Source organism: Chitinispirillales bacterium ANBcel5 (assembly GCA_029688955.1).
GTDB classification, from domain to species: Bacteria; Fibrobacterota; Chitinivibrionia; order Chitinivibrionales; family Chitinispirillaceae; genus Cellulosispirillum; species Cellulosispirillum alkaliphilum.
Window position 1 is genome coordinate 55,611 of sequence record JARUKZ010000003.1, and the last position, 11,683, is coordinate 67,293.

Here is an 11,683-nt window from a genome sequence, read left to right on the forward strand (position 1 = left end):
CTTGAAAGAGTAATAAAATAGACTATACCCAATTTAAAGTCAACAAAAAAATCACAATTTTAGTTCAGAAGTAGAATCTTTTTTCACATCCTGATCTTTTGAGCTTAATGTGAGCATTCTTTCACGGGTTACCCTGATAGCCTCATTTAAAAGCTCAGCAAGATTTTTGAGCTGATCACCTTTACGAAGCTTGATCTCGTTAGTGTAATCGCCATCGATTATGCTCTTGCATGCTTTCTCAAATCGGTACACAGGCCCGGCCAGTTTGTGCGAAAAAAAGATAGTCAAAAGCACGATCTGAGCAATTATTAGTACCATACCCACAGTTACGACCACCATGAGAGAACCTAATAGTTCACGCCTAAAAACGTTGTTGGCAGAAAAGCTACTCACATATTCCTGGAGCTGGTTGGTAAGAGCTTTATACTGCTCCACCCCCGGTTCGACCTGATCCTGCAAAGTGTAGGCGATAGTACTTTCCATGTCACTTCTTACAATACGCATGGTAGAATTGATAATTGCCTCAGAAGCAAAATAGAGAGTAAAAAGCATAAACGCTAAAAATATGATCATAGGCACCATAAAGGTAACCATATACCGGCCCTGGATGTTGCGATTGATGAAAAAGCGTTTTCTGGTAAATGTCGTACCTTTTTTGTCCGTCATATAAGGACTCCCTTTTTCTTTGCTGGATACTCTATCCGTGTATGAAAGATACCCTGAAGCACGGGCATAAATCCTTCTACTATACCATAAAGGTCCCTCTGCGTAAGATTACACTGATCAAGCTGAGAGGCCAAAAACTTATCCCTGATAATCTTTTTCACCAACTCCCTTAAAAGCTTTGGTGAACTGCTTGCAATACTTCTGGAGGCAGCTTCCACAGAATCTGCCAGCATAATTATCGCCGCCTCACGGGTCTGAGGCGGGGGTCCAGGATACCTGAAATCCTTTTCCTGTACTTGTTTGTGTGGATCCTGCTCCAGGGCTTTTTCATAAAAGAAAGAGACAGTACTGGTCCCGTGATGTTGCCTGATAATGTCCTGGATAATTAAAGGCAGTTTATGTTTCTTTGCCAAATCTACCCCCTCCCTGACATGAGAAGATATCACCAGTGCACTCATTGAGGGGGTTAGTTTGTTGTGTCGGTTTTTATCACCATGCATACAGTTTTCCACAAAATAGTCTGACTTTTCTATCTTCCCTATATCATGATAATATGAAGCCACCCTGGCTAACAGGGCATTGGCCCCTATTCTTAAAGCAGCCGACTCTGCCAGATTACCAACCAACACACTATGATTATAGGTACCGGCAGCTTCAATTGAAAGACGCTTTAGAATCGGATGATTCATATCAGATAACTCAACCAGGGTCATGTCGGTTGTTATATCGAAAATTCTTTCGAAAAAAGGCGTGAAGGCCATGGCAATGAAAACAGATCCGGTGACTCCGAAAAAGGCCAGCAGATAATTTTGAAACAGCGCAATCAGTGAGAACTGATACCCAATAAAATGCCACATAGAGATATTTATAATACAGATTATGAAACTGGGAGGTATCGCTCTGAAAAAATGCCACCGATAGCGAATTTTGTAGGTAAAAAGTGCCAGCAATAGTGAGCCAAGAAAGGTGTAGATAAAAAAGAACTGATTAAACCCAAGCACCACACTATAATAAAGACTTACAAACAGAGCCATGATCATCGACAGGCGCAGATTAAACAAAATAGCCGAAAGAATAACGCCAATAAATACCGGATTTATATACTCGGGGATAAGAGTGAATTCCGTTACCCCCTCAAAGAACTTGGGCAACACTGCCAGCCCCAGTCGTATAATAAGCAATTGAAGAAGAAGGATTAGCGCAAAGGCAAAGGTACGCTTAGGTGACTTCATTAGCTCCGGCTCATAGTTTTTTAGATAAAAAGCCATGAAAAAGAGCGGGATAAGAACCAGCATTAAACGCCCCAGGTTTCCGGTCCTGATTCTTTTTTTCTCAAGCGTACTCTCGGTTCTGTCCATTGCCATATGCATTGAGCGTATTTTTTGCATCACTTCAGGAGTTACTTCCTGATGCTTACGCACAATCTCGGTATCTTTGATTACCTTACCACTGGTTTCCCGAATCTCTTTTGCGGCCTCCTGGCGTCTTTGCATGGTGAGAGCACGGTTAACATTTATGTTTGGACGCACATACGCAAACAACACCTCATAGATAGTACTAAGGGCCTCATCATCCATTTGCAGGTCACGCTTGAGCCTGCTTACGACCTGCTCAAGAGCGATTTCCTTTACCGGAATCTCAGCCACTGAAACCACCAACTCAGAGTCTTCCCTGAGCAAGCTAACGAAGTTTTTATCGTAATGTATTTGCTGATCGAAATCGGTATTGTACTCTGCCCTGAGTTCTGCAAGGTGTTCCGGTGACCTGACAAAAAGCACCGACGCGACCCCCTTTTCGAGCATAAAGGAAGCCTGCTGTATCGCTTCATCTAAAAGCTTGGGGCGTTTTAGAAGAGTGCTGACTGCTCTCTCGGAGATATCTTTGGACAACTCCCTTTTAATATCTCTTTTAACCGAATCGGTTGACGATTCCTCTATGTAGCTTGTTACTTTACCCTTTGCTTCCTCAATACTTTTTACTACTTCCCTGGCAACGGTAACATCATAATCCATCACCAAAAGCACCTCATCCATGGCCTCCTGCCGCCTTCTCTCAAGCTCCTCGGGCAAACGCTTGATATCAAAGGTAAACGGAGCAATAATGGTCTCTTTGGCAGCTTCGCCTATTTTGGGTAGATCAAAAGGCTGAACAGTTTCATGATACGGAAACAGCAGCACAACAAACACTACCGTTACGGCAAGAATAAGCATCGGAAGGGTAATAAACTTCGGCAGTCTTATACCGGAAGAAACATCGGTATATATTTGTTTAATGTCTTTGTTCAGGATATTTTTCAGCATCAGGAGAAACCGGTTTCAATTTTTAACCATACATACCCCCGGGTAGAGGGAGGAGATATAAGAAAAAGGTACCATTTTTACTGATTGGAATCGTGTCTTATCGGCTCCACATCATCAGTAAAACATTCCTTCGTCTGTGCATGTTATAAATTTTGTTATAATTGAGAATATACTACCTGTGCGAATAACTGGGTTGAGTGTTGTTTTAGAATAAAACAGGAACACAGGGGTTGCGTATTCACCCTTATGTTCCTATAATTTTCAACTAAGTCACAGAGAAAATTTATTCTTCCTCTTGCTCTTCTTCAGGCGCTACGTCTTCGTTATCTTCCTCAACTTGGGGTTCTTCTTCGACTTCTACACCCTCCTCTAAAAGCCTTCTTTCGTGTCTGAGCTCGGCCAGCTTTCTTTCGGCTGCTTCAGCCGCCTCTCTTGCCTCATCCAGCCTGATCTGATCTTCTTCACTCACTCTGTAAGATGGACCACAGCCCACTGAAGCAATCATCAAAAATGCCCCTATCATTAAAAGGCTTATAGCTCGTACGGTTCTCGACATCTCTAAATCCTCCTGAATAAATCTATGGCTGAGATAATTTTCAATTATATATTACCTGTGATAATACCCATAATAATAGTTTCTAAGGAAGAGCCAAGTCAAGCGTAATCAACGATTGAATCAATTATTCTTCCAAAAGACTTAGCCCTAACTCTTTTAGCTGCTCCTGTGAAACCTTGTCCGGAGCATTATCCATAGGCGAAATACCTGCTGTGGTCTTAGGGAATGGTATCACCTCCCTTATGCTCTCCAATTCAAGCATCAGCATTATAAGCCTGTCTAAACCAAGCGCAATTCCTCCATGGGGCGGAGCACCATAGCTGAGCGCCTGAATGAGAAACCCAAACTTTTCTTTCGCCCTGGCCTCATCGATCCCAAGCAGTTCGAACGTTTTCATCTGAAGCGCTCTTTGATGAATCCTAATACTTCCACCACCAATTTCCGTTCCATTGAGCACCAGATCATACGCTCTTGAGCGGGCTTTGTAGTATTCATCACCTTCAAGAAGCTCTATGTCCTCCTCTAGAGGAGCTGTAAAAGGGTGATGAACGGAGGTGTAACGCTGCTCTTCATCACTGTACTCAAAAAGTGGAAATTTGTTCACCCACACAAACTTATACTCACCAGGGACTATCAAATCATTCACTCGTGCCAATTCAAGCCTTAACTGCCCCAAAGAGGTGTAACACACTTTCTTATCTGCTGCGACCGCAAAAATCATATCCCCGGGCTTTGCCCCCACCGTTTTTAAAAGAGCAGCGATCTCTTCATCGGTGAAAAATTTTGCCGATGGCCCCTCTACAGCCTTATCATCCCTAACTCTAAGCCACACAAGCCCCTTTGCTCCATACTGAGCAACCAGTGCTGTCAGTTTATCGATCTGTTTTCTCGAGAACTTAGCACTATCTCCAGAACAGATAGCTGCTATGTGCCCCTTATTCTCTAAAACCGAACTAAACACCTTAAAGCTGCTGTTCTTAAATACAGGTGCTATATCGTGTATCGGGAGGTCGAACCGAAGATCAGGTTTGTCGCTACCATACGTGCAGAAAGCTTCTTCATAGCTCATTTTTCTAAACGGTGTCTCAATATCAACAGAAAGACACTTTGAAAAGACCGTTTTCATCAGCCCCTCAAAGATTTCATAAATATCCTGCTCATCAATAAATGAAAGCTCTGCATCAATTTGGGTGAATTCCGGTTGACGGTCAGCCCGAAGATCTTCATCCCTAAAGCAGCGTGCCACCTGAAAATACCTCTCAAAGCCAGAAACCATAAGTATCTGTTTATAGGTCTGAGGTGACTGGGGCAGGGCATAGAAACGTCCCCGGTTTGTTCTGCTTGGAACCAGAAAGTCCCTGGCCCCTTCGGGTGTGCTTTTCATCAAAATCGGTGTCTCTATCTCAGAAAAACCCTGTTCCCAAAGAAATTTGCGGGCTTCCATAGAAACAGAGTGGCGAAAGAGAATGTTTCTTTGAAGCGCGGGCCTCCTCAAGTCCAGATAGCGGTACCTTAAACGTAACTCCTCAGATTCAGACTGCTCCGGATCGTTTATATGAAGCGGTGGAGTGGAGGATTCATTGAGTACTGTAAGCTCTTTAACTGCCACCTCAATGTCACCTGTTTTCATTTTAGGGTTGGCCATCTCTGCAGGCCGTAGATTTACCTCACCAGTAACAGAAATCACAAATTCGTGTCGTAACTGAGCCGCTCTTTTTGCAAGTTGTGGGTCACTGGTGGGATTAAACACCAACTGGGTAATTCCGGCTTTGTCCCTGAGGTCGATAAAAATCACCCCTCCATGATTTCTCCAGTTATGTACCCAACCAGCAAGAGAGACCATTTCACCTGCTTCTTTTGCATTTAATTCACCACAGCTGTGTGTGCGACGCCACGATCTTAATCCACTCATAGAAATCCCCGGTTAGATTAACCAAACCATTTTCTCTAAAATAGGTCTAAAAATAAAACAGACAGCTTAAAATAGCTATATCCAATTCATGAACCTATTTCAAACCTCAACACCTTTGGGTCATTTGGTATTCATCGCCGCAGCTGCACATGCTGCTCCAAACCCATTGTCTACGTTAACTACAGTAAGTCCCGAGGAACAGCAGTTGAGCATGGAGAAAAGCGGTACCAGCCCGTTTAAATGCGAACCATACCCCACGCTTGTGGGGACTCCAATAACCGGACAGGCTACTAAACCTGTCACCACGGAAGCCAAAGCCCCCTCCATACCTGCAACTACAATTATTACCGATGCCTGGAGTAAAAGCTCTCTTCTGGCCAAAAGCCTGTGAATACCTGCTACCCCTACATCAAAAAGCTCCTCTGAAGGGTGGCCGAGAATATCAAGGGTCCTGACAGTCTCCCGTGCAACTGCACTGTCCGCGGTTCCTGCAGAACAAACCAACACCGTTCCCTTAGTGTTCTCTTTTGGCTCCCAAAACCTCGATTTTCTCCAAAAAAGGGAAGCTTCCCGATCAATCTCAGCTCCCGGAATATTCTTCTCTACCTGGTCGAGAGTATCTTTAGATGCTCTGGTTCCAAAAACGGTCTCCTCCTGAGAGATCTGTGAAACGGCAATCGAAACGACCTGCTCCGGTGTTTTGTTCTGACAAAATATCACCTCAGGAAAACCCTTGCGCAGCACCCTGTGGTGATCAATGCAGGCAAACCCCATATCTTTAAAGGGCAGATCTTTAAGCGACTCCATGGCCTCCCCTGGTTCGATTTCCCGCTCATAAACAGATTTAAGCAGCGCTGCAATTTTTCCACTATCCATGTGTTTAGTCTCCCTGTTCTGAATAAGCCTCTTTAACCAGTTCACAAAGCTCTGAAATGGAACTTGAACGAAAAACCCTGTTACGCATAGTAGAAGCGCCTACATTACCTCTAAGATACCATGCCACATGCTTTTTCATCTCCTTAGAAGCCCGTAACTCTCCATGCTCCTGTGCGTACTTTTTTAGGTGATTGAGTACAACCTCTTCCTTTTCCCGCCTGTGAGGCAAGGTAATCGCACGGTTTTTAATACAAGCCCTGGCCTGCTCAAAAATCCAGGGATTACCGTAGCTGCCCCTGCCAATCATTACTGAGTCACAACCGGTTTCGGACAACATAGCAAGGGCATCCTCACCACTGCATATATCTCCATTACCAACCACCGGCACGGAAACTGCCCGCTTAACCTCTCCTATTCTCTCCCTAAAAGCTGTACCGGCAAAAACCATCGTTTTAGAGCGTGGATGCAGAGTAATGGCACTCACTCCGCACTGTTCAGCAACCCTGGCCAATTCCACATCAACCCACTCATATTTAAACCAACCTGATCGGATTTTTACCGTTACCGGAATCGATACTGCTTTCACCATCTCTTTGAGTATCCCTTCAAAGAGTTTTCTATCCTTAAGCAGAGCAGATCCACCATTTTTGCCCACAACCTTTGGGACCGGGCATCCGGCATTCAGATCGATGAAATCAGGGTTACAATAGTCCTGCACAAAACGCGCTGCATCAGCCAGGGAATTAGGATCGGCACCAAAAAGCTGTATTCCAATGGGACGCTCAGATGCTCTAAATTTCAAAAGCGAAAGAGTATTGGCCGAGCGGTACTTTATCCCCTCAGCAGACACCATCTCTGATACAACTATATCTGCCCCGTGTTCTCTGCATAGTTGGCGAAAAACGGTTTCGGTAATTCCTGCCATAGGGGCAAGAATAATGCTTTTTTGTCTAAAAATATCCATAGGGTAAAAATAGAATCGGGAAGTAACAATAAGCAGATTAAAAACAGCTGTTCTCTTTAGCTATCCAAACGCACTATCAAAAACAGCTACACAATGATACTATGGCTCATCTTTCCTTTTAGATTAACACACTTCACCGGCACATAATTATCTGAATCAGGGCTGGTTTCTGCACAGGAGGCAGGCAGGGAACCCAAGTGTTTGTTCATAAAACGGGAGCCATATAAGTGATACTGTTTTCCAAAAGAACCCGGAGAGCAATGCTTGGCCAATATATCGGTGGTGACCATTATTCTCCAGTTATTTCGTACCTGCATGCAAAAATCCAGGTCGTGAAAGTAGAAATCATCAAAGTTATCTTCATCAAATCGGGCAGATGCAAACACTTCACTTCTAACCGCCATAAACACACCTGTGCAGCAAACAACTTCAAAATCACCCTTTTGATCGGAGAAAAGAGTGGCGAAGAAATCTCCGTTTTCGAAATGATAAAGCAGCTGGCCCTTTAAATAGGGACGCCCAGCTGATGTCCAGGAGTAATTATCGGCATGAAGATATTGAGTACCAGCAAGTCCCACTACTCCCAGATACGGATTCTTTAAGAATTTATCCTGAAGCACCAGACCCCAGTCAGGCCGCATAAAAAAGAGATCATCGTGCATAAAGACCACAATTTCTCCCTTTGCCTTACTCAAACCAAAATTATATACCGAGGATAAACTGACCTCTCCTCCTGAATTTTTGATTATAAGCAGCTCATTCTCTGTACCTATAGTTTTTTTAATGTTCCTTTCAAGAGGCGAACCAGGTACAGGATTTCTAGCAGATACAACAACACTAATCATTTCTATTTCCTATTATTTGTTCTCTGTTTTTTTTATGAAAATCGGGTTAGCAGCTAAAAGAAAAATACAAAACTACCGCAGATACTGTAACAATTTTTAAGATTTTTTTTGAACCACACTATGGCTGGTAGTAGAACTGCCGAAGATGATTCAAAACAGAACGTTCGTTTTGGTTATCCAAAATTAGAAAAAAGATAGCACATATTCTCTGATTTCTGAAGAATAAATACTATTGTGAGAGGCAGGAAAACAAACCTCATCTTTGACAGCTAATATAACTCTCTATAGCACATTAGTTATGATGTGCCAAAAATCACGAGCCCTTTACTCTCCTGCCGACACAAAATATCATTGATCACTGTACGACTTTCGGCTTATATTTTATAATATCGTAACAATGGTCTGCAAGTAAGATGTGGCCATGTTACGGCTCTGTTTATGGTGATACTTTAAAAGGAAAAATATAGGTGTTAAAACATATCTTTCAATTCTGTGTGCTGCTGATTTTAATTTATGGGTGTGCTTCTTCACCCAGATATACTTCTTTTGCTTCCAATACTACTACCAGTGCACAAAAGAGCACTTCAACTACGACCAGCCGATCGTCGCACCAAAACGGCAAGGCTTCCTTTTATGGCAGAAAGTTTCATGGAAGACAAACCGCGAATGGCGAAATCTATAACATGCACGATATGACCGCAGCACATAAAGAGCTGCCTTTTAACACTATGGTGAAGGTAACTAATCTTGAAAACAACCGTACTGTAACAGTGAGGATCAATGACCGGGGCCCTTTTGTGCGGGGGCGTATCATTGATCTGTCTTACGGAGCTGCCAAAAAGATCGATATGATTGATGATGGTGTTGTGCCGGTGAAAATAGAGATTTTGGAATAAGCACTCGCCTGAAGTCTCCTTTTTGTGGTTCATTTTCTCCGGAGCGTCCATTATTTTACCCTTAGAAGAAATTACATAACAAGGAGATGATTTCTGAGACTTCTCTCACCTCGGGCATACCTTCGCACCGCAAAGGGCCTGCTATACAACCTATTCACGGGCACTCACGTGTTTCCCTTCTATGCATCTTTTAAGCTTACATCAAGATGCCACTTCGGCTGCCCTTTTTGTAACGTTAAAAAGAACGCAGTCCCGGACCTAACAACCGAGCAGATAAAAGCTGTAATGGATAACCTATCTCGCTCTTCGGTACTGATGACAAGCTTTGAGGGAGGAGAGCCTCTTTTAAGGGATGATATTGAGGAACTCTTACAGTATGCCCAACGGTGCCACTTTTACCTTCTTTTCACCACGAGTGTAAAAAACCTGACCGACTATCCACTCGAAAAATATGCTCAATATATAGATTTTTTGCATGTATCTATCGATGAGGGGCACGATAATCTCTCTTTGTTCGATTCATTGGATACCCTTACTTCATTAAATACCCAGGTGTCGGTGCAAACTGTGGTTACTGCCGAAACAGTACAAACTCTTGAACAGAAGGTTAAACGGTGTTTTGATACAGGGGCCAACATCGTCATAATTCCTGCTGCGAAAATGGACAATGCACAAAATTGTTTTCCGGATATGAAGAGTCTTAAAGCAGAAGTAGAAATGCTAAGGAAAAAATACCCCAACACAATCCATACCCCTGGCGGTTTTTTTAAAGCGTGGGAAAACGGTAAGTGTTCAAGTGCTTCCACCATAATTGCCCCCGATGGTCATCTTTACTATCCCTGCCATATACTGGGCAACAAGGGTGCGGATCTTAAGAGTACCGATCTCTCTGCCTGGCTGCTTTCCCAAAAAGCAGACTCACTGCGCAAACAGATGAAAAGGTGTAAACGAAACTGTGGATGGTATCAGTACTATTCAATCGCTTCATACACCTCCCTTACCTCAGTACTGCAGGCCCTTGGACCGGTGCTGAGAAAAAGAAAACAAAGGCAGTAGAACTTTTGGTGTTTCTAGTGATCACCAAAGACCTAAGGGTTATTTCAAACTGCGGTATCTCCTAAATGAAACAATTGGGGTAATGTAAACCTGAGGGTAATAGAAACGCAGCGCTTGCCTGAAAGCGTGCGTGTTGGTTATACTATAATAGTTATTATTCGCAAAAACCAGGAGCCTGGTGACCAACCAGACTCAATACCTTTTTCAGTTAAGAGCAGGTATTACGTATGGACATGCAGTGTAAAGGGATCACCAAAAGTGGAAGCCGGTGCAAAAACAAGGTTAGTCCTGAAGATGAATTTTGCACGGTTCACAGTAATCAGAAAAAAGTATCAAAAAAGAGCAAAAGACCATCCAACGATACCTCTAAAGAGCAAATCGAATCCAGCCAGCCTTATAGCCCTAATGTGGGCTCAGAAGAGGAAGTGAAACGGGAGTGGCTTCTTTTTATTATCGGAGTTTTGGTACTGCATTTGATGCTTCGAAAAAAGAGCTGAATTGTAATTATTCTTTAAAATTTCGGCCAGAATGAGCACCATTTATCCGTAGTATTTATAGGTAGGAAATATGTCTGTTTTGTAGGATAGAGGGGTGTTTAGCTATGTATATGACGGCCAGTAAAAGAAAACGGGCAACTGATGTAGGCGGCGCCGATACATTCGAAACTCCTCAGGTTGAACACAGGTCTGTGCCAGTACCTGAGGCAGAATTAGAGCATGTAGGTCCGGTCGAAATGAAAGCTGAAGATGTGCTTAAAGGTGAGCTGCCCAAAAGAAATGGAAGAAAAAAGAAAGAGTTACGAAACGAGATAATGAAACGACTCGAATCGATTGAGAAATACGAGGGTCAGGTTACTGAAACGATTCTAAAGATTGAAGATGAGAAAAACTGTATCAAAAATCTTGTCGATAAATTGATCTGAAAAGAGGGGGTGTGCCAGCGCTGGTACAGCCCCTCCTTTTGTCTTAACAAAGCTCCCGGAGAGTGGCATGGTAGTAAGAAAAGATAGTAAAAGCATTGAAGTCATCAGAGGCAACATTGTGGAGCAATTTGACATAGATGCTGTCGTTAATGCTGCTAATGCTCAGCTTCGAATGGGTGGAGGAGTAGCGGGTGCAATCCACAGAGCCGCCGGACCTGAGCTTGCGGCTGAATGTGAACCTCTTTCACCTATAAATCCGGGGGATGCTGTAATCACTGCTGCTTATAACCTTCCAAACCGGTATGTCATCCATTGCCTTGGCCCGGTGTATGGAAGTGACAGGCCCGAAGACAAGTTGCTCGCCAACTGTTATCGCAATGCCTTAAAACTTGCCGATGAAAAAGGGATCGCTTCAGTAGCTTTTCCTTCCATCTCTACTGGTGTATTTGGCTACCCTGTTGAGGAAGCTTCAAGGGTTGCGCTTACTGCAATACTTACTACTATCACCGGATTAAAAAACGTAACCTTAGTACGCATGGTACTTTTCAGCCCTGATGATTATGAGCTATATACATCCACACTGAACTCTTTAAGCTAAGGGGAGGGTTGTTTCTTTTAAACTGCTCAGCCCGCTGATCTGCTCCTCTTTTCTCTCATTTACTACTCTCCTTCCCTGGTACTCACTTTGCT

12 protein-coding genes are annotated in these 11,683 nt (G+C 43.4%); 5 read left to right on the top strand and 7 right to left on the bottom strand.

Going from position 1 to position 11,683, the window contains the following annotated elements; translation table 11 throughout:
* Window positions 1–51: 51 nt before the first annotated feature.
* The 7 genes from QA601_02405 to QA601_02435 form a co-directional block, all read right to left on the bottom strand.
* Entirely contained in the window at window positions 52–666 is a 615-nt protein-coding gene (locus QA601_02405; protein ID MDG5813914.1) for a hypothetical protein, read from the bottom strand.
* Entirely contained in the window at window positions 663–2,966 is a 2,304-nt protein-coding gene (locus QA601_02410; protein ID MDG5813915.1) for an HDIG domain-containing protein, read from the bottom strand. The genes QA601_02405 and QA601_02410 overlap by 4 nt, the downstream gene beginning before the upstream one ends.
* 283 nt (window positions 2,967–3,249) lie before the next feature.
* Complete coding sequence (locus QA601_02415) at window positions 3,250–3,522, bottom strand: hypothetical protein (GenBank protein ID MDG5813916.1); 273 nt, start codon at window positions 3,520–3,522, stop codon at window positions 3,250–3,252.
* Between the two features lie 124 nt (window positions 3,523–3,646).
* On the bottom strand, window positions 3,647–5,434 hold the full coding sequence (gene aspS, locus QA601_02420) for an aspartate--tRNA ligase (protein MDG5813917.1): 1,788 nt from the start codon (window positions 5,432–5,434) through the stop codon (window positions 3,647–3,649).
* A gap of 120 nt (window positions 5,435–5,554) precedes the next feature.
* Window positions 5,555–6,310 (bottom strand): nickel pincer cofactor biosynthesis protein LarB, encoded by a 756-nt coding sequence (larB, locus tag QA601_02425; protein ID MDG5813918.1) that lies wholly within the window; start codon window positions 6,308–6,310, stop codon window positions 5,555–5,557.
* Between the two features lie 4 nt (window positions 6,311–6,314).
* The gene (dusB, locus tag QA601_02430) at window positions 6,315–7,274 is read right to left on the bottom strand and encodes a tRNA dihydrouridine synthase DusB (protein MDG5813919.1); all 960 of its coding nucleotides are present in this window, start codon (window positions 7,272–7,274) and stop codon (window positions 6,315–6,317) included.
* A gap of 86 nt (window positions 7,275–7,360) precedes the next feature.
* Window positions 7,361–8,119, bottom strand: a complete 759-nt coding sequence (locus tag QA601_02435) for a glycosyltransferase (GenBank protein ID MDG5813920.1) — start codon at window positions 8,117–8,119, stop codon at window positions 7,361–7,363.
* Window positions 8,120–8,586: 467 nt separating this feature from the next.
* Between QA601_02435 and QA601_02440 the strand changes: the two genes are divergently transcribed.
* The 5 genes from QA601_02440 (at window position 8,587) to QA601_02460 (ending at window position 11,591) form a co-directional block, all read left to right on the top strand.
* Window positions 8,587–9,015 (top strand): septal ring lytic transglycosylase RlpA family protein, encoded by a 429-nt coding sequence (locus tag QA601_02440; GenBank protein ID MDG5813921.1) that lies wholly within the window; start codon window positions 8,587–8,589, stop codon window positions 9,013–9,015.
* A gap of 168 nt (window positions 9,016–9,183) precedes the next feature.
* On the top strand, window positions 9,184–10,071 hold the full coding sequence (locus tag QA601_02445) for a radical SAM protein (protein ID MDG5813922.1): 888 nt from the start codon (window positions 9,184–9,186) through the stop codon (window positions 10,069–10,071).
* Between the two features lie 227 nt (window positions 10,072–10,298).
* Window positions 10,299–10,568 carry a DUF5763 domain-containing protein gene (locus QA601_02450; GenBank protein ID MDG5813923.1) on the top strand — a complete coding sequence of 90 codons (270 nt, stop codon included), beginning with the start codon at window positions 10,299–10,301 and terminating at the stop codon, window positions 10,566–10,568.
* A gap of 110 nt (window positions 10,569–10,678) precedes the next feature.
* Window positions 10,679–10,993: a hypothetical protein gene (locus QA601_02455; protein ID MDG5813924.1), complete on the top strand. Its 315-nt coding sequence runs from the start codon at window positions 10,679–10,681 to the stop codon at window positions 10,991–10,993.
* 67 nt (window positions 10,994–11,060) lie between these two features.
* Complete coding sequence (locus QA601_02460; protein ID MDG5813925.1) at window positions 11,061–11,591, top strand: macro domain-containing protein; 531 nt, start codon at window positions 11,061–11,063, stop codon at window positions 11,589–11,591.
* Window positions 11,592–11,683: the final 92 nt, after the last annotated feature.